Annotated in this window: 22 protein-coding genes and 1 other RNA gene; 16 read left to right on the forward strand and 7 right to left on the reverse strand. The window is 63.3% G+C overall.

Translation table 11 applies throughout. The features are described from left to right. Positions 1–111 precede the first annotated feature (111 nt). Positions 112–472: a transfer-messenger RNA gene (gene ssrA, locus FJ977_RS30235) on the reverse strand. A gap of 168 nt (positions 473–640) precedes the next feature. Between ssrA and FJ977_RS30240 the strand changes: the two genes are divergently transcribed. Both FJ977_RS30240 and FJ977_RS30245 read left to right on the forward strand, forming a co-directional pair. Further along, positions 641–952 (forward strand): DUF2853 family protein, encoded by a 312-nt coding sequence (locus FJ977_RS30240; RefSeq protein WP_056573114.1) that lies wholly within the window; start codon positions 641–643, stop codon positions 950–952. A gap of 173 nt (positions 953–1,125) precedes the next feature. Continuing rightward, positions 1,126–1,920, forward strand: coding sequence for a thymidylate synthase (locus FJ977_RS30245; protein WP_140775949.1), 795 nt, complete (start codon positions 1,126–1,128; stop codon positions 1,918–1,920). Positions 1,921–1,934: 14 nt separating this feature from the next. On the opposite strand, the gene tsaA is transcribed toward FJ977_RS30245, so the two are convergent. Continuing rightward, positions 1,935–2,426: a tRNA (N6-threonylcarbamoyladenosine(37)-N6)-methyltransferase TrmO gene (gene tsaA, locus FJ977_RS30250; RefSeq protein ID WP_140775855.1), complete on the reverse strand. Its 492-nt coding sequence runs from the start codon at positions 2,424–2,426 to the stop codon at positions 1,935–1,937. A 17-nt stretch (positions 2,427–2,443) separates the two neighbouring features. Then, complete coding sequence (locus FJ977_RS30255) at positions 2,444–2,653, reverse strand: molybdopterin-binding protein (protein ID WP_056573106.1); 210 nt, start codon at positions 2,651–2,653, stop codon at positions 2,444–2,446. A gap of 210 nt (positions 2,654–2,863) precedes the next feature. Here FJ977_RS30255 and modA point away from each other — a divergent pair, with 210 nt between their 5' ends. From modA to FJ977_RS30275, 4 genes are all read left to right on the forward strand, one after another. After that, complete coding sequence (gene modA, locus FJ977_RS30260) at positions 2,864–3,658, forward strand: molybdate ABC transporter substrate-binding protein (RefSeq protein ID WP_140775856.1); 795 nt, start codon at positions 2,864–2,866, stop codon at positions 3,656–3,658. 20 nt (positions 3,659–3,678) lie between these two features. After that, complete coding sequence (gene modB / locus FJ977_RS30265; protein ID WP_056573100.1) at positions 3,679–4,383, forward strand: molybdate ABC transporter permease subunit; 705 nt, start codon at positions 3,679–3,681, stop codon at positions 4,381–4,383. Further along, entirely contained in the window at positions 4,380–5,492 is a 1,113-nt protein-coding gene (gene modC, locus FJ977_RS30270) for a molybdenum ABC transporter ATP-binding protein (RefSeq protein WP_140775857.1), read from the forward strand. Before modB ends, modC begins: the two co-directional genes overlap by 4 nt. Positions 5,493–5,573: 81 nt before the next feature. Next, positions 5,574–5,915, forward strand: a complete 342-nt coding sequence (locus FJ977_RS30275) for a winged helix-turn-helix domain-containing protein (protein WP_140775858.1) — start codon at positions 5,574–5,576, stop codon at positions 5,913–5,915. 162 nt (positions 5,916–6,077) lie between these two features. Here FJ977_RS30275 and cobF read toward each other — a convergent pair whose 3' ends face one another. Next, positions 6,078–6,854, reverse strand: a complete 777-nt coding sequence (gene cobF, locus FJ977_RS30280; protein ID WP_140775859.1) for a precorrin-6A synthase (deacetylating) — start codon at positions 6,852–6,854, stop codon at positions 6,078–6,080. A 186-nt stretch (positions 6,855–7,040) separates the two neighbouring features. Here cobF and FJ977_RS30285 point away from each other — a divergent pair, with 186 nt between their 5' ends. From FJ977_RS30285 to FJ977_RS30310, 6 genes are all read left to right on the forward strand, one after another. Beyond that, complete coding sequence (locus tag FJ977_RS30285) at positions 7,041–8,060, forward strand: DUF4424 domain-containing protein (protein WP_140775860.1); 1,020 nt, start codon at positions 7,041–7,043, stop codon at positions 8,058–8,060. Beyond that, entirely contained in the window at positions 8,060–8,578 is a 519-nt protein-coding gene (locus tag FJ977_RS30290) for a dihydrofolate reductase (protein ID WP_140775861.1), read from the forward strand. The genes FJ977_RS30285 and FJ977_RS30290 overlap by 1 nt, the downstream gene beginning before the upstream one ends. Before the next feature lie 168 nt (positions 8,579–8,746). Then, positions 8,747–9,862, forward strand: a complete 1,116-nt coding sequence (gene hflK, locus FJ977_RS30295; protein WP_140775862.1) for an FtsH protease activity modulator HflK — start codon at positions 8,747–8,749, stop codon at positions 9,860–9,862. Further along, on the forward strand, positions 9,862–10,833 hold the full coding sequence (locus tag FJ977_RS30300; RefSeq protein WP_140775863.1) for a protease modulator HflC: 972 nt from the start codon (positions 9,862–9,864) through the stop codon (positions 10,831–10,833). The genes hflK and FJ977_RS30300 overlap by 1 nt, the downstream gene beginning before the upstream one ends. A 3-nt stretch (positions 10,834–10,836) precedes the next feature. Beyond that, the gene (locus FJ977_RS30305; RefSeq protein WP_056573074.1) at positions 10,837–11,025 is read left to right on the forward strand and encodes a DUF2065 domain-containing protein; all 189 of its coding nucleotides are present in this window, start codon (positions 10,837–10,839) and stop codon (positions 11,023–11,025) included. Positions 11,026–11,175: 150 nt separating this feature from the next. Continuing rightward, the gene (locus tag FJ977_RS30310; protein WP_140775864.1) at positions 11,176–12,690 is read left to right on the forward strand and encodes a DegQ family serine endoprotease; all 1,515 of its coding nucleotides are present in this window, start codon (positions 11,176–11,178) and stop codon (positions 12,688–12,690) included. Positions 12,691–12,723: 33 nt separating this feature from the next. Here FJ977_RS30310 and FJ977_RS30315 read toward each other — a convergent pair whose 3' ends face one another. Together FJ977_RS30315 and serB are read right to left on the reverse strand one after the other, a co-directional pair. Next, on the reverse strand, positions 12,724–13,296 hold the full coding sequence (locus tag FJ977_RS30315; protein WP_140775865.1) for a GNAT family N-acetyltransferase: 573 nt from the start codon (positions 13,294–13,296) through the stop codon (positions 12,724–12,726). Next, positions 13,293–14,180 carry a phosphoserine phosphatase SerB gene (gene serB / locus FJ977_RS30320; RefSeq protein ID WP_140775866.1) on the reverse strand — a complete coding sequence of 296 codons (888 nt, stop codon included), beginning with the start codon at positions 14,178–14,180 and terminating at the stop codon, positions 13,293–13,295. Before serB ends, FJ977_RS30315 begins: the two co-directional genes overlap by 4 nt. Between serB and miaA the strand changes: the two genes are divergently transcribed. Then, entirely contained in the window at positions 14,170–15,135 is a 966-nt protein-coding gene (gene miaA, locus FJ977_RS30325) for a tRNA (adenosine(37)-N6)-dimethylallyltransferase MiaA (RefSeq protein WP_140775867.1), read from the forward strand. The genes serB and miaA overlap by 11 nt on opposite strands. 105 nt (positions 15,136–15,240) lie before the next feature. Next, positions 15,241–16,032 (forward strand): GGDEF domain-containing protein, encoded by a 792-nt coding sequence (locus FJ977_RS30330; protein ID WP_056573060.1) that lies wholly within the window; start codon positions 15,241–15,243, stop codon positions 16,030–16,032. A 222-nt stretch (positions 16,033–16,254) separates the two neighbouring features. Here the strand turns inward: FJ977_RS30330 and FJ977_RS30335 are convergent, their stop codons facing one another. Next, positions 16,255–18,087 carry an ATP-binding protein gene (locus FJ977_RS30335; protein ID WP_140775868.1) on the reverse strand — a complete coding sequence of 611 codons (1,833 nt, stop codon included), beginning with the start codon at positions 18,085–18,087 and terminating at the stop codon, positions 16,255–16,257. A 154-nt stretch (positions 18,088–18,241) separates the two neighbouring features. On the opposite strand from FJ977_RS30335, the gene FJ977_RS30340 reads away from it, so the two are divergent. Then, complete coding sequence (locus tag FJ977_RS30340; RefSeq protein WP_140775869.1) at positions 18,242–18,805, forward strand: XRE family transcriptional regulator; 564 nt, start codon at positions 18,242–18,244, stop codon at positions 18,803–18,805. Positions 18,806–18,809: 4 nt separating this feature from the next. Beyond that, positions 18,810–19,118, forward strand: a complete 309-nt coding sequence (locus FJ977_RS30345; RefSeq protein WP_140775870.1) for a hypothetical protein — start codon at positions 18,810–18,812, stop codon at positions 19,116–19,118. The last annotated feature ends 9 nt before the right edge of the window (positions 19,119–19,127 follow it).

Raw genomic sequence — 19,127 nt, forward strand, 5'->3', positions numbered from 1 at the left:
GCCCATGAAGAAACAGACACGCGCGACACGGCTGCTTCGCGGCCCACCGGCCGTGCGAAGTCTGGTCGGCAAAAGCCTTGCGTTGCGCATGACGCAAATTGAGGGGGGAGAAGTGGAGGTTTCTGTTGCCAGGTACCTCCGAACCCCGCCTAGAAGTGCGAACCCCTAGGGCTTGATTTGAAGCGTTCGCACTGCATTAAGCAGCGAGACGAGCTTCCGCATAGTTGTCGTTGGCAACTATAAGTTTAGCCCGATGACGGTGGTACAATGCCGGGCAAAAGTACGATCTTTACACCTTCGTCGATCCTATTTCGCCCCCAGCAAAAACCGCTCTGTCGTCAACAGCGGCTTTTGGTGGAGGCGCCGGGTACCGCCCCCGGGTCCGAACGGCTTATTTCATCGCCCATTTATCGCCATAGTCGGTCAAGCCGACAAAACGAATATAGGGGGCGTTTGACTGAAATGAAAGGCCGCAATGGGGCTTTGTCCCTGTGTCAAATTGCGACGGCAAGGGTTGACTTGGGCGCGGTCTCAACCGAAGCTTTGCGGGCGGTGAGGAGTTATCGACCTAGCGCACAGATTGCGAAGCGCGCCACAGCCCTCATCGATCGGATCCGTGGCGCCGACGAGGGGAATTTTAATGGCCGACTATCTTGCAGACGTGAAGAAGTACGACGCGGGCGCCAGCGCTGAAATTGTCGAAAAGATCGTCAAGCATCTGGGCATTGCGCTCAGGAACCGCGACTCCTCGCTGGTGTCCTGCACGGACCCGAAGGAGCTTGAACGCGTCAAGGAGAGCTGGGTCGCCAAGAAGCTCGGCATCAGCGACGGCGCGAAAGCCGACGCCTCGATCGAGAAGACCTGCAAGGCCATGCACGCCGACAATACCAAGAGCCGGGTGACTTTCTACTATCTGGTGGCCAAGGATCTGGGCAAGCTCGGCTCGCTCTGAAACATCTGATACTTCCACTTTGGCGGCCGATTAGCGCGGTCTTGCGCGCTTCGGCTCGCCGGAGCGAGTTCTGAAGCTCCGCTGCCCATCCGCGTGGGGAAGACTTCAGACAGGCGTGGCGTCGGCGCGCACATGCGCTATGATTGGTGAAATCTCGAATCGAGCCGGAACCGATGCGCCAATATCTCGACCTCTTGCAGCATGTGCTGGAAAACGGTGCCGATCGCGGCGACCGCACCGGTACCGGCACGCGCTCCGTCTTCGGCTACCAGATGCGTTTCGATCTGGCGCGCGGCTTTCCCGTGACCACGACAAAGAAGCTGCATCTGAAGTCAATCATCCATGAACTGCTGTGGTTCCTGGCCGGCGACACCAACATCAAGTACCTGACCGAGCATGGCGTCACGATCTGGGACGAATGGGCCGACGAGAACGGCGACCTTGGCCCCGTCTATGGCAAGCAATGGCGTTCCTGGCCGGATGGCCATGGCGGCTCGATCGACCAGATCGCGAATCTTCTCAAGGAGATACGCCGCAATCCTCAATCGCGGCGGCTGATTGTCTCTGCATGGAATCCCGCCGAGGTGGAAGCCATGGCACTGCCGCCGTGCCACTGCCTGTTCCAGTTCTATGTCTCCGAGGGCCGGCTTTCCTGCCAGCTCTACCAGCGCTCCGCCGATATCTTCCTCGGCGTGCCGTTCAACATCGCGTCCTACGCGCTGCTGACGCTGATGGTGGCGCAGGTGACCGGGCTGAAGCCGGGCGATTTCGTCCATACGCTGGGTGACGCGCATCTCTACTCCAACCATTTCGAACAGGCGCGCGAGCAGTTGCGGCGAACGCCGAGGGCGCTGCCGACCATGTGGATCAACCCCGAGGTGAAGGACCTGTTCGCCTTCCGCTTCGAGGATTTCCGGTTGGAAAATTATGTCGCCGATGCCTCGATCAAGGCGCCCATCGCGGTCTAAGCCGCTCGCAGGACCTAGCCAATTTCGAAGTCACCCGCCTGTGGCGGCGCGATCGGCTTGAACAGCGTGCGATCCGGCTTGAGGTCGAGCAGCGGCGTGCCGTCGACGCAATCCATGCCGCGCACCAGCAGTGCCGATCCCTCGACGCCGACAAGGCTGACGATCGAGGTGCCGATCGGATTGGGCCGGACCGGCGAGCGCAGCGCGAATGTCCCGCGCGAGGTGCCGTCGCTGGCCGGACTCTGCTTGACGAGGTCGCGCCGCGACAGATGCAGCCAGTAGAGCACTTCCAGCCGCTCGAACTTTTCGACGCCCTCCAGGGCCTGCCGCCAGGGATCGAAGATTTCGATACGGCAGACAGGGCCGTCGTCACGGCCCTGTCGCGGCGTGACCAGACGCGAAACCCAGGGCGTGCGGATGACGCCGATGAACACCAGTCCGGCGTCGGTCGCCGGCGGTGCCTCGATCGCGACCTCGCTCGGCCGGATCTCGTTTTCGCGAACCATGTCTGGCCGCAAGCGGTTCAGTCGATGCCGACCATCACGTCCGAGGCCTTGACCACGGCATAGGCCTGCTTGCCCTTTTCGAGCTTGAGGTCGGCAACGGCTTCGTTGGTGATCGAGGCGGTGACGATGGCGCCGCCGCCGATATCGATCCTGACATGCGAGGTGGTGGCTCCCTTGACGATCTCGGTGATCGTCCCCTTGAGGACGTTGCGGGCGCTGACCTTCATCGGGCTCTCCTTTGGTTTATGCATGCCGTTCTCCCAAGACCGAGGTCACTTTTGGGCGACATGCATTAGGTTTCCTGATCGTCTTACCAGAACAATCGACGCCGCACAGACGTTTTCGCAAGGCGCCGGGCCTTCCCTTGTTATATTCATGCGGATATATCGGATGGCAGGCTGCGAGCCGCACGGATTTCAAACCAGGGAGAGTTTTCGATGACGCGCAAAGGTTTCGGGTTGAGGGCGATCGCCATTGGCGGTTTTGCGGCGACGCTGATGGCGGCGATGCCGGCCGCCCATGCGGAAGACAAGGTCGTGGTGTTCGCGGCGGCCAGCCTCAAGGACGCGCTCGATGCGGTGAACAAGGCCTGTGAGGCTGATGTCGGCGAGGCCGCTACCGTCTCCTATGCCGCGAGTTCGGCACTGGCCAAGCAGATCGAGGGCGGGGCACCGGCCGACGTCTTCATCTCGGCCGATCTCGACTGGATGAAATATCTCTCCGACAAGAAGCTCACCAAGCCGGACACCGAGGTGAAGCTGCTCGGCAACGAGATCGTGCTGGTGGCGCCGAAGGATTCGACGGTTGACGCCAAGATCGAGAAGGGTTTTGACCTCGCCAAGCTGGTCGGCGACGGCAAGCTCGCCATGGGTGATTTCAAGGCGGTGCCGGCCGGCAAGTACGGCAAGGCGGCACTGGAATCGCTGGGCGTCTGGTCCTCGGTCGAAGGCAAGGTGGCGCAGGCCGAGAATGTGCGCGCGGCACTCAAGCTGGTTTCAACGGGGGAGGCCGCTCTCGGCATCGTCTACGCCACCGACGCGCATGCCGAAAAGGGCGTCAAGGTGGTCGGCACATTCCCGGAGGATTCGCATCCGCCGATCATCTATCCGGTTGCCCAGACCGCCGATTCAAAGGACAAGGATACGCCGGCTTTCCTGAAATGCCTGCAGTCCGCCAAGGCCGGCGCGCTCTTCAAGGAACAGGGCTTCACCGTGCTCACGCCGAGCAACTGAGACGGGTCTGACATCGCAATATGAACTGGCTGCTGGACCTCACTCCCGACGAATGGAATGCGGTCCGGCTGTCCGTCAAGGTGGCGACTGTGGCGATGCTCGCCAGCCTGCCGCCCGGCATATTGATCGCGCTGCTGCTTGCCCGAGGACAATTCTGGGGCAAGACGCTGCTCAACGGCGTTGTCCACCTGCCGTTGATTCTGCCGCCCGTGGTGACCGGCTATCTCTTGCTCTTGACTTTCGGCAAGCGCGGCCCGGCCGGTGCCTTCCTGGCCGAGCATTTCGGCATTGTCTTCTCGTTTCGCTGGACCGGTGCGGCACTTGCCTGCGGCGTCATGGGATTTCCGCTGATGGTGCGGGCGATCCGGCTGTCGATCGAAGCGGTGGACCGCAAGATGGAGGCGGCGGCGGGCACGCTCGGCGCCAATCCTTTGTGGGTGTTTGGCACCATCACGTTGCCACTGATCCTGCCCGGGCTGATCGCCGGTTCCATCCTGGCCTTCGCCAAGGCGATGGGGGAATTCGGCGCGACCATCACCTTCGTCTCCAACATCCCTGGCGAGACGCAGACGCTGCCCTCGGCGATCTACACTTTCACCCAGGTGCCAGGCGGCGATGAGGGCGCATTGCGGCTGACATTGATCTCGATCGTCATCTCGATGGCGGCATTGGTCGCATCGGAAGTGCTGGCGCGGCGCGTCGGGCGGCGGATGGACATCGAATGAGCGTTGTCGTCGACATCAGCCACCGGCTGGGCGATTTCGCCATCGAGGCTCGTTTCGAGAGCGCAGGGCGGCTCACAGCGCTGTTCGGGCCATCCGGTTCGGGCAAGACCACGCTCATCAACATGATCGCCGGGCTGATCCGGCCCGACAAGGGCCGCATCGAGGTCGACGGTCGCGTGCTGGTCGACACAGGTGCCGGGATTTTTGTACCGAAGCACAAACGCCGCATCGGCATGGTGTTTCAGGATGCGCGCCTGTTCCCGCATATGAGCGTGGCCAGCAATCTGCGTTACGGCCGCTGGTTCACGCCGGCAAAGGAGCGCTATGCCGACATGGATGGCGTCGTCGACCTGCTCGGCATCGGCCCGCTGCTCGGGCGGCGCCCGGCAAAGCTGTCGGGCGGCGAGAAGCAGCGTGTGGCGATCGGCCGGGCGCTGCTGGCCAGCCCCGGATTGCTGCTGATGGACGAGCCGCTGGCCTCGCTCGACGAGGGGCGCAAGGCCGAGATCCTGCCCTATATCGAGCGGCTGCGCGACGAGACGAAAATCCCGATCGTCTATGTCAGCCATTCGGTCGCCGAGGTGGCGCGGCTGGCTAGCGACGTGGTGATGCTGGCGCAAGGCAAGGTCGTCGCCAGTGGTCCGACCGAGGCCGTCATGCAAAGGCTCGACCTGTTGCCAGCGGAAGAGCGTGGCGAGGGTGGCGCCGTGCTGGACACGAAGGTGCTGCGTCACGACGAGGTGTTCGGCATGACCGTGCTCGGCTCGGCCGCCGGCGAAATCCGCGTGCCGCGCCTTGCGATGAAGACAGGGGCTCCCGTGCGTGTCCGCATTCGTGCCCGCGATGTGATGATCGCGACGGAGAAACCGACAGGCCTCAGCGCGCTCAACATCCTGCCCGGCACGATCGTCGCGATCAGCCCGGGCGAGGGGCCGACGGTCGAAGTCGGCATCGATTGCCATGGCGCGACCGTGCTTGCCCGCATCACCGAACAGTCGCGGCAGGCGCTGAAACTGCGGCTTGGCGGCAAGGTTTTCGCGGTGGTCAAGACGGTGAGCTTCGACCGGGCGAATACTGGGGCCGGCCTGCCCGCCGAGGCGGATGGATGAGTGCGCTATGTCTTTTTGGAATAGCGGTATCGCTGAAGACCTTCTACTATGGGGATCTGGCGTGAGCGAGGAGGAGCAAAAATGCCATCGCTGAGCTTGCGGATAAATCTCGATCCTGACGGGCGGATCGGTCCGGGCAAGATCGAGCTTCTGGAGCATATCGCCACCTTCGGTTCGATCTCGGCCGCCGCGCGCGGCATGGAGATGTCCTACAAACACGCCTGGGATCTGGTCGAGGACATGAACCGGGTGTTCGGCAAGCCGCTGGTTTCGGCGCAGACCGGCGGCCGCAAGGGGGGCGGCGCGCAGCTGACGGCCATCGGCCTGGCCGTGGTCAGCCGGTTCCGCGCCATCGAGCGCGCGGCGACGGCCGCGGCGGCGACGCATATGGATGCGTTGCAGGCGGAGATCGATGCGGGTTGAGATCGACTGGAAACTCTACCCCGACGGGCGACTAGCGCGATTTTCTGCGCTTCCGGTGCTCACGGACTTAATGTCCGCTCCGCTCCGGTTCTCGAAATTCACGCTATTCACCTCGTCAGGGCGAGTTCGAGCCGATCTCAGCGTTGGCGCTGACAAAAGGGATTAATTCTCTTCCGGCTCACCCGCCTTGCGCAGCAGGTAGGTGTCCATGATCCAGCCCTTTTTCCGGCGGACCTCCTCGCGGACCTTTTCAATTTCGGCACCGACATCGCTGAGGCGGCCTGAAAGAATGATTTCGTCAGGCGTGCCGAGATAGGCACCCCACTGGATGAAGACATCCTTGTCGGTAAGCGTGTTAAAGGCGCATTTGCCATCGAGCATGACGACTGCCGAGCCTGCATTGGCAGGCAAGCCTTCCTCGGTCAGCCGTCGGCCGGTGGTGACCAGGATGGAATCGCCAATGCGGTTCAGCGCTGTCTTGTGACTGGCGGCAAGCGCCTGGATTGCGGTGATGCCGGGGACGACCTCCAGTTCGAAGGCCACATTGTCTCTCAGGCGCACCCGCTCGAGGATGCGCAACGCGCTGTCGTAGAGCGAAGGGTCGCCCCAGATCAGGAAGGCTCCGCAGCCGTCGTCCGCAAGTTCATCGCGGATCAGGCTTTCGTAGATGGCGGCGATGGCTTCGTGCCAGTCGTCGACGGTCGAGCGGTAGGAGGATGTCGGTTCGGCACGCACCGGCACGTCGAACTCGACCCGGCGGGATTTCGGGTTGGTGACGAAGCGGTCGCAGATCTCGCGCCGCAGGTCCGCGAGGTCGTTCTTTTTCGCGCCCTTGTCGGGGATGAACAGCACGTCGGCGCGGTTCAGGCCTGATATGGCCTGCACGGTCATGTGGTCGGGATTGCCGGCGCCGATGCCGATGACGAGAAGCTTGCGCATGGGCGAACTCCTGCCCGATCGCAACCTGCGTGTCCAGACCGCCACTGCGTGTCCAGACCGCTGCCGCGTGTCCGGCCCTGGGCCGCATGCCAAGACGCTGTCGTGTGCCCATGCGAGCGGAAGGGCTTTGAAACGCCGCATTGAAACGGCTAGGGTCATCAGGGCATTCTTGCCGAGGGGGCTTCGATGTTGCGATATGTTCTAACTGCGGCGCTTGCGCTTTCCGCTGTGCCTGCCTTGGCCAACGACTCTGTTGCCGAACTCGGCACCGGCGGCCTGATCCTGTCGCGCAGCGACGCGGTCGCGATGCAAAGCGAGGATCTCTTCATCTCGCCCGAGAAGGTGACGGTCGACTACGTCTTCCACAACAACACCGATAGGGATGTCGATTCGATCGTCGCCTTCCCGATGCCGGACATTTCGGGAGATCCCAATGAGATGCCGGCGATTCCTGAGAACCAGAGCGACAATTTCCTCGGCTTCGAGGTGACGATCGACGGTGTCGCGGCAAAGCCGCAACTCGAGCAGAAGGTGTTCGCGCTCGGCATCGACATCAGTGCCGACCTGAAGGCGCAGAATGTGCCGTTCAACCCGTTCGGTGACGCGGCCAAGGCGGCACTGGCGAAGTTGCCGAAGGCGGTGGCAGACGACTGGGTCGACCGCGGCATCATCATCGAGGATCCGGAAGGCGACAGCGACCCAGGCACCAGCCCGTCCTATGCACCCTTCTGGCAATTGCGCTCGACCTATTGGTGGCGCTCGACCTTTCCGGCCAACAAGGACGTGCGTGTCTCTCACCGCTACAAGCCCAGCGTCGGCGCCACGTCATCGGTCAGCTTCTTCAGTGACGGCCAGTTCCAGGGCGCATACGCCGCCTACAAGACCCGCTACTGCCTGGACGGCACGTTCGAGAACGCGGTGCGCAAGGCGGCGAAGGACAATCCGGACGGTTATCCGAAATATTACGAAAGCCGCATCGCCTATATCCTGACCACGGGCGGCAACTGGGCGGCGGGCACCATCGGCAAGTTCAAGCTGACCATCGACAAGGGCAATGCGAAAGCCCTGGTCTCGTTCTGCGGCGACAACGTAAAAAAGGTCGGGCCGACGACCTTCCAGATGACGGCGGATGATTTCTACCCGGAGCACGACATCGATATCCTGCTGCTCGAACCGTCGAACAACAATGGCGGGGACGCGAACTGATGCATGTCGCCATCTATGTCGCCATTGCCGAGAACGGTGTGATCGGGCGGGACGGCGGGTTGCCTTGGCGGCTCTCCACCGATCTCAAGCGTTTCAAGGCCGACACGATGGGCAAGCCCATCATCATGGGCCGCAAGACCTATGAAGGCATCGGCCGTCCGCTGCCGGGCAGGCTGAACATCGTCGTCACGCGCGACAAGACCTGGCGCGCCGAGGGCATCGAGGTGGCGCATACGCTGGAAGCCGCGATTCAGCTGGCAACGGTGCGCGGGCGCTGCATGGCCGGCGTGGACGAGGTCTGCGTCATCGGCGGCGGGGAGATCTATGCCCAGGCGCTGCCGCTGGCCGACCGGCTGCACGTCACCCATGTGCTGGCCAGCGTCGATGGCGATGCGCATTTTCCGCCGATCGACCCTGAGATATGGCGCATGGTCAGTGCGCAGGAGGTTCCGGCTGGAGAAAAGGACAGCCACGCAACGCGCTATTCGGTTTACGAGCGCCTTCGCCAGATACTTTGATAGATAAAACGTGCATTGAGGGACGACAAAGGGTCGCTACCGGGCCAAAAGGGATGATGTCGGCGGCGCATCGCGTTGAAAGCGCGCCGTGGCGTCCCTATAGAAGAACAACACTGGATTTGCGCCGTAACTCCGGCGCTTGAGGGAATTCCAAGCGAAAGGACATTCATGCCCTGGAACGACAAGAGTGGCGGAGGCGGCGGCCCGTGGGGCGGCGGCGGTAACAATCAGGGACCCTGGGGGCAGGGGCCAAAGGGGCCGAGCGGCCCGCAAGGCTCGCCTCCCGACCTCGAAGACATCATCCGCCGGGGCCAGGATCGGCTGCGTCGCGCGCTGCCCGGTGGCGGCGGTGCCAGTCCGGCTATTTTCGCGCTTGTCGCGGCAGCGCTTGTCGTGCTGTGGGCGTTCCAGGCGATTTACACCGTGCAGCCCGACGAGGTCGCGGTCGAACTGCGCTTCGGCAAGCCAAAGGCCGAACTGTCGCAGCCCGGCCTGCATTTCCATTGGTGGCCGCTCGAAACCGTTGAAACGGCGAAGATTTCCGAGCAGCTCGTGGACATTGGCGGCGGCAATACAAGCGGCAACGGCCTGATGCTTTCCGGCGACCAGAACATCGTCAACGTGCAGTTTTCGGTGGCCTACCAGGTCTCCGATCCCCGCGCCTATCTGTTCGACGTTTCCGATCCTGACGGCATGCTGCGGCAGGTCGCCGAAAGCGCCATGCGCGAAGCCGTCGGCCGCAGGCCGGCGCAGGACATCTTCCGCGACGACCGCCAGGGTATCGCTGCCTCGGTGCGCGAGATCATCCAGACCACGCTCGACGGCTACAAGGCCGGCCTGCAGGTCAATGCCATCTCGATCGAGGACGCGGCACCGCCGCGCGAAGTGGCCGATGCCTTCGACGAAGTGCAGCGTGCCGAGCAGGACGAGGACAAGTTCGTCGAGCAGGCCAACCAGTATTCCAACCAGAAGCTCGGCGGCGCGCGGGGCGCGGCGGCGCAGATCCGCGAGGACGCGGCCGCCTACAAGAACCGCGTCGTTCAGGAGGCGGAAGGCGAAGCGCAGCGCTTCATCTCGGTCTATGACGAATATGCCAAGGCGCCAGATGTGACCCGCAAGCGGCTTTATCTGGAAACGATGGAGAAGGTTCTGAAGGACTCGAGCAAGGTCATCGTCGAACAAGGCAACGGGCAAGGGGTCGTCCCCTATCTGCCGCTGCCGGCATTGCAGCCGAAAGCGCCGGCACCAGCCGCCTTGGGTGCGAACACGGGAGGTAACCAGTGATGGCCAACCGTCTTCCCATCTTCGTCGTCATCGCCGCGGTCATCCTCTTCCTCATCTATTCCTCGGTCTTCGTGGTCAATGCGAAGCAGCAGGCTATCGTGCTGAGGTTCGGCGAGATCGTCGACGTCAAGAGCGAGCCTGGCATCTACTTCAAGGCGCCGTTCTCGTTCTTCGACGCCGATACGGTGCAACTGATCGAGAACCGGGTGCTGCGCTTCGACCTCGACAACATCCGCGTCCAGGTTTCGGGCGGCAAGTTCTACGAGGTCGATGCCTTTATCGCCTATCGCATCTCCGATCCGCGCATCTTCCGTGCCGCGGTGTCCGGCCAGATCGAACTGGCCGAAGCGCGGCTGAGGACCCGTCTCGACGCTGCCTTGCGCCGCGTCTACGGCCTGCGTGACTTCGAGGCGGCGCTCTCGGAAGAGCGCGCCGTGATGATGCGCGAAGTCCGCGATCAGCTCAGGCCGGACGCCACGTCGCTCGGACTGCAGATCGAGGATGTCCGCATCCGCCGGACCGATCTTACGGCCGAGGTTTCACAGCAAACCTACGACCGCATGAAGGCGGAGCGCTTGGCGGAGGCTGCGCGGCTCAGGGCGCGCGGCAACGAAGCGGCACAGCGCATCACGGCACGGGCCGATCGTGAAGTGGTCGAGATCGTTGCCGAAGCGCAAAAGGAGTCCGAGATCCTGCGCGGCGAGGGCGAGGCCCAGCGCAGCGCCACCTTCGCGCAAGCCTATCAACGCGACCCGGCCTTCTTCGATTTCTACCGGTCGATGAACGCCTATGGCACGGCGCTGGACAACACCGGCACGACCATGGTGCTGTCGCCGAGCTCGGAGTTCTTCCGCTACTTCCGCGATCCCGACGGCAAGGAAGGGCCGGCGAAACCGACGCCGCCGGCACCGGCCGCACCGGCGACGGCACCCGCCGCGCCGACGACACAACCCAGCACCGGCCAGCAATAGCCGGTGCAGGACTTCTTCGCGGCGATAGGCCTGGTCCTTGTCATAGAGGGCCTGGTCTATGGCGGCTTTCCCGGTTTCGCGAGGAAGCTCGCGGGCGAGGTGCTGTCGATGCCGGAGAACGCATTGCGGATCGCGGGGCTGGTCGCCATCGCCATCGGGGTCGGCATCGTCTGGCTGGTGCGGGGCGGATGAGAACCACCGGTTTTCGTCTTCGGCAAAACGGAGGATTTATCCTCTGCCGCTGGTCGTAGCCGCAAACGTGCCGTATTTTTTGCCAACATGGCGCAACGCGGTGTTTTTGCCGTTGCGCTTTCTCTTTCAGAAATACCGGGAGGCTTCTCGATGACATCAACACTCCTTTTGCGCGCAGCACGGCGGACATTCATAGCCGGCACGGCGGCACTTCTTGTCGGCACTGTCGCCGTACCGTCCTTCGTGACGCCGACCTTCGCGGCCGACGGGCCTGCTTCGGTGGCCGACCTCGCGGAAGGCCTGCTCGGCGCGGTGGTCAACATCTCGACCTCGCAGACGGTGAAGGGCACGGAAGGGCCGGGCGCCGTGCCGATGCCGCAGCTTCCGGAAGGCTCGCCCTTCCAGGACTTCTTCGACGATTTCTTCAAGAACCGCGGCGGCGACAAGGATAATGGCGCGCAGAAGGTGCAGTCGCTGGGATCCGGTTTCGTCATCGACGCCGAGCAAGGCATCGTCGTCACAAACAACCACGTGATCGCGGACGCCGACGACATCGAGGTCAATTTCTCCGATGGCGTGACGCTGAAGGCAACGCTGGTCGGCACCGACACCAAGACCGACGTCGCGGTGCTCAAGGTCGATCCGAAAGGCCACAAGCTCACCGCGGTGAAGTTCGGCGATTCCACCAAGATGCGCGTCGGCGATTGGGTGATGGCGATCGGCAATCCGTTCGGCCTTGGCGGCACGGTCACGGTCGGCATCGTCTCGGCGCGCAACCGCGACATCAATTCCGGCCCCTATGACGATTTCATCCAGACCGATGCGGCAATCAACCGTGGCAATTCCGGCGGACCGCTGTTCAACAGCGCCGGCGAGGTCATCGGCATCAACACGGCGATCATTTCGCCCTCCGGCGGCTCGATCGGCATCGGCTTCTCCATCCCCTCGCAGCTAGCCTCGGGCGTTGTCGACCAGTTGCGCCAGTTTGGCGAGACGCGGCGCGGCTGGCTCGGCGTGCGTATCCAGCCGGTGACGGACGACATCGCCGAGAGCCTCGGCATGGCGACCGCCAAGGGGGCGCTGGTGGCCGGCGTCATCAAGGGCGGACCTGTCGACAACGGCACCATCCAGGCCGGCGACGTCATCATCAAGTTCGACGGCAAGGACATCCATGAGATGCGCGACCTGCCGCGCGTCGTTGCCGAAAGCCCTGTCGGCAAGGCAGTCGACGTGCTGATCGTGCGCAAGGGCGTCGAGCAGACGGTGAAGGTGACGCTCGGCCGGCTCGAGGATGGCGAGAAGCTCGCCAGCGGCGAGAATGGCAACACCGACAAGGACAAGGGTGACAAGGCTCCGGCCGTTTCGACCGCCTCGGTGCTCGGCATGACAGTGGGCGAGCTCAATGACGAGACGCGCAAGAAGTTCAGCATCGCCGCCGATGTCTCCGGCGTCGTCATCACCGATGTGGCCAAGGATTCGGCCGCCGCCGAGCGGGGCATCCAACCGGGCGAAGTGATCACCGAGATCGCGCAGGAATCGGTCGCCACGCCCAAGGACGTCATGGACCGGATCGGCGCCCTGAAGGAGCAGGGCCGCAAGAACGCGCTTCTGATGCTGGCGTCGAAGACAGGTGAGTTGCGTTTCGTGACGATCCGGATGGATTGAGTTTTCAATCCGCCATCTTTCAAAAAAAGGCGGCTAACGAGCCGCCTTTTTTCTTGCCTGCCAACCCTCGCGAGAGAGCCGGTAGAGCACATGCCGCTTGAGCGCGGGATGGCTGTCGGGAATGCCGGGATGATCGAAGTCAGCCGACGGATCGGCCGTCATGCCAAGGCGTTTCATGACGGCGGTCGAGCGGTGGTTTTCCGCGACCGCAAAGGAGACGATTTCGTCAACGTCAAGCGTCTCGAAACCGTAGGCAAGCCATGCCTCGGCGGCCTCGGTGACATAGCCCTTGCTCCAGAATTCCGGGGCCAGCCGCCAGCCGATCTCGATCGTGCCGGCCGGCAGGACGTCCATGTCCTCGGTTCCTGATAGTCCGACAAAGCCGATGCACGCGCCCGTGGCGGCAATTTCGGCCGCGGCGAAGCCATAGCCGTCCTCATCGATCCATGCGCGGACCTCGTCCATCTTGGCGTCGGCGGCGGCGCGGTCGCGACGGAACGGGAAGAATTCCATGACGCGCTCGTCGGAATTGATGCGATGGAAAAGCTCGCGGTCGCGCTCTTCCCAGTTGCGCAGGATCAGCCGCTCGGTACGCATTGGTTTCATTGCGCAAATTCTTCCTGGCGATAGCCCTGCAAATAGAGCAGTGCGGTCAGGTCGCCATGGTCGATGCGCACCTTCGCCTGCGCCGCCACTGTAGGCTTGGCATGGAGCGCCACGCCGGTGCCGGCGAGGCGGATCATGTCGAGATCGTTGGCTCCGTCACCGACGGCGATGGCGTCGGCGGGTGTCAGTCCAAGGCGCGCCGAAATTTCGAGCAGCGCGTCGGCCTTGGCGGCGCGACCGAGGATCGGCTCACCGACCAGGCCGGTGAAGTTTCCATCCTGTTCGAGCAGGCGGTTGGCGCGGTTTTCCTGAAAGCCGAGCATCGCCGCGATGCGTGTGGTGAAGACCTCGAAGCCGCCCGAGACCAGCGCTGCCCAGGCGCCGTTGGCGCGCATGGTCTGGACCAGTTCGCGGCCGCCCGAGGCCAATGTCAGCCGGTTGGCGACGATGCGATCGACGACGGCGGCATCGAGCCCCTTCAACAGCGCGACGCGTTCGCGCAGAGCCGGTTCGAAGGCAATCTCGCCGTTCATCGACCGCGCGGTAATAGTGGCAACGCGATCCTTAACGCCGATCTCGTCGGCCAGTTCGTCGATGCATTCCTGGTCGATCATGGTCGAATCCATGTCGGCGATGAGGATTTTCTTGCGACGCGTTTCCGCCTGCTGGACGATCACGTCGATCGGTTCAGCGGCCAATGCGGCGCGCAGGGCGTCGGTGATCCCTGCGATGTCAGCCTCTTGCGGCAAGGCAAGATCGCAGGCAATGCCTTCGGCCAGCCAGACGACGGTGCTTGCGCCCACCGTCCGCGAGGCCATATTCGCAAGCGACCGCGACAGAGCGCGGTCAGCGGGACGGGAAACAAGCGTGGCAATGAGCGGCATCGAGAATTCCGGCGCGGATGCGGGCGAAGGCCGCGTGAAGAATGCGATCCTGATAGCCGGGCCGACCGCCAGCGGCAAGTCGGCGCTGGCGCTCGGCCTGGCCGAACGCACAGGAGGCGTCATCGTCAACACCGATTCCATGCAAGGCTATTCGGTTCTCGACGTGCTGACCGCCAGGCCGCAGCCGGCCGACCTCGCACGGGTGCCGCATTTTCTCTACGGCCATGTACGTCCCGATACGGCCTATTCGACCGGCGCGTGGCTGCGCGACGTGATGAAACTCATCGACGACGGAACGCTGTCGCGGCGGCCGATCTTCGTCGGCGGCACGGGCCTCTATTTTCGCGCGCTGGCCGAGGGCATTTCGGAAATGCCCGATATTCCGCCGCGCATCCGTGACCGCTGGCGCTATGAGCTGAAAGAGCAAGGCGCGGTCAAGCTGCACGGGCTGCTGCTGCGCGAGGATTCGAGAGCCGCCATGCAGCTTAGGCCAACCGACAGCCAGCGCATCGTGCGGGCGCTCGAAGTGCTCGACGCCTCCGGCCGGTCGATCCTGGAGTGGCAGGCAGAGCGGGGCCGACCGCTCATCGATCGGCAGACTGCGCGCTTCCTGGTCATCGAGCCGGACCGGGCCGCGCTGGTCGATCGCATCGAAAGGCGCTTCGACCAGATGCTGGACAAGGGCGCGCTGGAGGAGGTCAGGCAACTTGCGGCCCTTCACCTCGATCCGGACCTGCCGGCGATGAAGGCGATCGGCGTTCGCGAACTGCAAGCCGCGATGGCCGGCCTATCCAGCTTTCCCGAGGCGATCGAGCGCGCCAAGATCGCGACCCGGCAATATGCCAAGCGGCAAGCGACCTGGTTTCGACACCAGCTGGGGCCGGAATGGCAAAGATTGCGCTGGGATGACGATCTCGAAACCACGATCCAAACGCTTGTTGCTAATGCAACTTAAAAAGTTGACCTTGAGGGAAAGGTTCCCGTCGAGGTTGTCGGAGTTAACGCTCCGTAAGGCGGTCCGTGCCATAAGGTCGACGGGCACTTTTCCATTGGGGAGCAGATGCGTTTCCACAAGGCGGAATCCGCTTTTTTCGTCTTTATTTTCGTGATCCTGGCCGCTGGTCTGGTGACGCTGCACGCCTATGGACTCATGCAATCCTTCGCCACCGAACTCCATACCCAGTCGGGCCTGGACAAGGTCATCTATCTCAACAAGCTGTTGTTCGCGACCGGCGTTCTGCTCGCCACCGCGCTGTTTTTCGGCATCTTCTTCATCTACCCGCTGATCCGCAAACAGGCGACGGAAGAAGGCAAGCTGCGCGCCATGACGGTTTCGCTCAGCGCCCGTTCCGAAACGCTCGAGCACGCCGCCCTGACCGATGGCCTGACCGGCATGCAGAACCGGCGCTATTTCGACGATGCGCTGAAGGAATATCTCGAGGAGTTCCGGCGTATCGAGAAGCCGGTCGGGTTGATGATCCTTGATCTCGACCATTTCAAGCAGGTCAACGACACGCACGGCCACGACGTCGGCGACGAGGTGCTCAAGGCCGTCGCCAGCTGCCTGAAGGACATGACACGCTTCCATGATGTGGTGGCGCGCCTGGGCGGTGAGGAGTTTGCCGTGGTCACGCCCAATATGGAGGCGGAACTGCTGGGCAAATTCGCCGAGCGCATCCGCAAGGCCATCGCCAACATGTCGATCCTCTCGGGCAATGTCAGGCTCAAGATCACCACCAGCGTCGGGCTCGCCGTCTGGGACCGCAAGGAAACGGCGGAGGAGTTCTATCGCCGCGCCGACCGCCAGCTCTACGAGGCGAAGAGGCAAGGCCGCAACCGCGTCTGCGCCTGAATCCCATCATCGAATTCGTGAGGCCGGCCGTCTGCTGCCGCTTTCTGCGCTTCCGGTGCTCACGGACCAAAAGTCCGCTCCGCTCCGGTTCTCGAAAACAGCACCAGCCGACTCGGCCCGACGAATTCTCTGACGGGATTCACCCAAGCTTCCGAGCGGAGAAGAGCCATGGCCTGGCGCGGCTTCTCTGAACTGCCGGCAAATGGGCGTGACGCTCTGGACTCAGTCGTTCTGGGGGCGCAGGCCGAAGGTGGCGGGCTTCAGGCCGTAGCGCATGTCGAAATCGTCGTCCGATGGCACGCGGGCGGTCGCCGGCTTTCGATAGTCGGGGTCGCCGGCCTGGCGGCCGGAATCGACCACCTCGGCGAAGGCCATCGCCTGCGGTGTCGGTTTGGGCACGTTGCGCAGCCGCTCGACGATCGCCACCAGATCGACATCGTCGCCGGTCTTCGCCGCCTCGGCTTCTTCGCGTTTGGCCGTACCGGGCAGCAGGTGGGCTGGCAGTTTTTCAAACTTCAGCCGCATGGTCGTCGCCACGCCTTCGCCGAAGGCAATGGCCTCGCGCTGGCCCATGGACGACAGGAAGGCAAGCGTGGAGGCGGAAGAGTCGGCGATCGCCGAGCGGATGATCGCCTGGTCCTGCTCGTTGGCGAGCCGCATCGCGAAGAAGGTCGAGCATTGCGACAGGATGGTCGGGTCGAGCTCGCCCGGACGCTGGGTGACGACGCCGAGGTAGCAGCCATATTTGCGGCCTTCCTTGGCGATACGCGACAGCGCGTGCCGCGTCGGCGCGAAGCCGAGACGCGGATCGGCCGGCATGTAACGATGCGCTTCCTCGCACAGAAACAGGAGCTGCAGCTTGCCCTCGCTCCACAGAGCCAGATCGAAGGCCAGGCGCGCCAGCACCGAGCAGACGGAATTGACCACTTCGGAGGGCATGCCGGCCATCTCGAAGCAGGTCACCGGGCGGCCGTGATGCGGCACGCGGAAGATGTTGCCGATGGTCTCGTGGATGGTGTCCTCGATCAGGCGCGAGCTGAACATGAAGCGGTAGCGCGGATCGGCGGCCGCCGATTCGATGCGCGTCTTCAGCGATTTCAGCGTCGGGCGATCGTTCTTGCTTTCGAGCATGCCCATGCGCTCGTCGATCTGCTTGATCAGGTCGGCGATGCGGTAAGGCACCGGCGTATCGGCGGTCAGCGCATCGTTGCCGCGCCTGAGATAGGCACCTGAATTCGGGTTGCGGTAGAGGTTCTTGGCGAGTGGAATAAGGTCGCGCAGAGCGTCGATCTCCTCCGGGACCGTCTCACGGCCACGGAACAGCACTTCGGCGAATTCCTCGAGCTTGAACATCCAGAACGGCAGGTCGAGAGTCTTGGAATCGACCTTGACGCAATATTCGGGCAACGAGCCGGCGAATTCATTGTGCGGGTCGAGGATCAGGATGCGCAGATCGGGTCGCGCCGCGATCGATTTGCGCAGCAGCAGCGAGACAGCTGTGGACTTGCCGACGCCCGTGGTGCCGACAATGGCGAAATGGCGCGCCAGCGTGTCGTCGATCGCGATGTTGGCGGCGATCCCTTCGTCCTGCGACAGCGAGCCAATGGTGATGGAGTGGCGGCCGGCCAGATCGTAGACCGCCTGGAGATCACGGCTGCGGATCCTGTGGGCGACGGCGCCGATATGCGGATAGGTGGTGATGCCGCGGTCGAAGATCGGCTTGGCGCCCGGCTCGGCGGCGTCGCGCACTTCGCCGATCAGCTCGATGCTGACCTCGATGGGGTTCTGGCCCTCATTGCTCCAGGCGCGGTTCGACTTGCCGATCGCGTAGACGAGACCCACGGTTCGTGTCGTGCCCAGATTGATCGAGATCATCTTGCCGACCGTCCACAGGCCGGTCACGGATCCGTCGATGTCATCGGCATAGGCGGCGATGGTGGCGCGCGCGCCGTCACATTGCACGACATTGCCCAGGATGCGCCGGTCGTTCTGCTCTGCGTTGCGGCGCTCCTGCGATGTCGGTTCTCCGACGGCAGCTTCGCGTTCGACATACATGGACAGGCCAATCCCCATTTCCCTGGAGATCGGATCCTACCGGAGTGGGGTTAAGGTCGGATGAGGCTGGATGGTGTAGAGAGGATTAAGCGCTTGTCGAAAATTGTCGCAAGAGGGCACTTTTCGACGGTCATAATTTCGCTATAATGGACGAATGGATGATATAGCGAACGATATTTCCACGACAATCGGCAGACGGATTCACACCGAAAGGACCATGCGGGACTGGTCGCTGGCCGAACTCGCCGAGCGGTCCGGTGTTTCCAAGGCGATGCTGAGCACGATCGAACGCGGCATGACCAGCCCGACGGCGGCTCTTCTGGTGCGCATTGCGGCGGCCTTCGGCATGACGCTGTCGACCCTCATCGCCCGGGCGGAATTGCAAGGCGGCGGACTGTTGCGCGAGGCCGACCAGCCGGTGTGGCGCGACCCGGATACAGGCTATGTAAGGCGGCATTTGTCGCCGGTCAGCGACATGCCGCTCGAACTGATCAAGGTGCATCTGCCGGCGGGCGCCAGGGTCAGCCTGCCGGCGGCCTCCTACGCTTTCATCAAGCAGCAGATCTGGCTGATTTCCGGACAGCTCGAATTCACCGAAGGTGATGTGGTGCACAGGCTGGAGCCCGGCGACTGCCTGGCGCTCGGAGCGCCGTCGGACTGCATCTTCCATGCCCTGGAGGCGGGCGCCGACTATCTTGTCGCGCTGGTCAGGGGCTGACACCATGGCGAGACGGCCAAAGCGCTCCCACAATGGGGGGCCGCCTCTTGACGACTACAAGGGGCCGCCATGGGGCAAAGGCGATCCCTTTATTTTCCTGGCCTGGCAGGCCGCGCATGCCAAGGCATGGAAGGCGCCAAGCCACGAAATCATGCTGATGCGCATGGACAAGGCCGAGCGGCTGGGCCTGACCTATGAGGAATACACGCTCGAGATCCTCGAGCGCGGACGGCACCTCAAGGAAGAAGACACCGAGCGCATCAGCGCCATCAAGGCGGCGCGCAAGCGGCGGCGCGTGCGCCAAGTCGACTGATGCCGGCGC

It is taken from the genome of Mesorhizobium sp. B2-1-3A, assembly GCF_006442655.1.
Lineage (GTDB): Bacteria > Pseudomonadota > Alphaproteobacteria > Rhizobiales > Rhizobiaceae > Mesorhizobium.

Bases quoted from the DNA above. Each gene is read 5' to 3' on its own strand.
- FJ977_RS30340 (WP_140775869.1), top strand. From the start codon at position 18,242: ATGGATGATATAGCGAACGATATTTCCACGACAATCGGCAGACGGATT.
- FJ977_RS30255 (WP_056573106.1), bottom strand. From the start codon at position 2,653: ATGAAGGTCAGCGCCCGCAACGTCCTCAAGGGGACGATCACCGAGATC.
- FJ977_RS30335 (WP_140775868.1), bottom strand. From the start codon at position 18,087: ATGTATGTCGAACGCGAAGCTGCCGTCGGAGAACCGACATCGCAGGAG.
- tsaA (WP_140775855.1), bottom strand. From the start codon at position 2,426: ATGGTTCGCGAAAACGAGATCCGGCCGAGCGAGGTCGCGATCGAGGCA.
- modC (WP_140775857.1), top strand. From the start codon at position 4,380: ATGAGCGTTGTCGTCGACATCAGCCACCGGCTGGGCGATTTCGCCATC.
- hflK (WP_140775862.1), top strand. From the start codon at position 8,747: ATGCCCTGGAACGACAAGAGTGGCGGAGGCGGCGGCCCGTGGGGCGGC.
- FJ977_RS30310 (WP_140775864.1), top strand. From the start codon at position 11,176: ATGACATCAACACTCCTTTTGCGCGCAGCACGGCGGACATTCATAGCC.
- FJ977_RS30245 (WP_140775949.1), top strand. From the start codon at position 1,126: ATGCGCCAATATCTCGACCTCTTGCAGCATGTGCTGGAAAACGGTGCC.
- FJ977_RS30240 (WP_056573114.1), top strand. From the start codon at position 641: ATGGCCGACTATCTTGCAGACGTGAAGAAGTACGACGCGGGCGCCAGC.
- FJ977_RS30275 (WP_140775858.1), top strand. From the start codon at position 5,574: ATGCCATCGCTGAGCTTGCGGATAAATCTCGATCCTGACGGGCGGATC.
- miaA (WP_140775867.1), top strand. From the start codon at position 14,170: ATGAGCGGCATCGAGAATTCCGGCGCGGATGCGGGCGAAGGCCGCGTG.
- FJ977_RS30315 (WP_140775865.1), bottom strand. From the start codon at position 13,296: ATGAAACCAATGCGTACCGAGCGGCTGATCCTGCGCAACTGGGAAGAG.
- FJ977_RS30345 (WP_140775870.1), top strand. From the start codon at position 18,810: ATGGCGAGACGGCCAAAGCGCTCCCACAATGGGGGGCCGCCTCTTGAC.
- modB (WP_056573100.1), top strand. From the start codon at position 3,679: ATGAACTGGCTGCTGGACCTCACTCCCGACGAATGGAATGCGGTCCGG.
- FJ977_RS30290 (WP_140775861.1), top strand. From the start codon at position 8,060: ATGCATGTCGCCATCTATGTCGCCATTGCCGAGAACGGTGTGATCGGG.
- serB (WP_140775866.1), bottom strand. From the start codon at position 14,180: ATGCCGCTCATTGCCACGCTTGTTTCCCGTCCCGCTGACCGCGCTCTG.
- modA (WP_140775856.1), top strand. From the start codon at position 2,864: ATGACGCGCAAAGGTTTCGGGTTGAGGGCGATCGCCATTGGCGGTTTT.
- cobF (WP_140775859.1), bottom strand. From the start codon at position 6,854: ATGCGCAAGCTTCTCGTCATCGGCATCGGCGCCGGCAATCCCGACCAC.
- FJ977_RS30330 (WP_056573060.1), top strand. From the start codon at position 15,241: ATGCGTTTCCACAAGGCGGAATCCGCTTTTTTCGTCTTTATTTTCGTG.
- FJ977_RS30285 (WP_140775860.1), top strand. From the start codon at position 7,041: ATGTTGCGATATGTTCTAACTGCGGCGCTTGCGCTTTCCGCTGTGCCT.
- FJ977_RS30300 (WP_140775863.1), top strand. From the start codon at position 9,862: ATGGCCAACCGTCTTCCCATCTTCGTCGTCATCGCCGCGGTCATCCTC.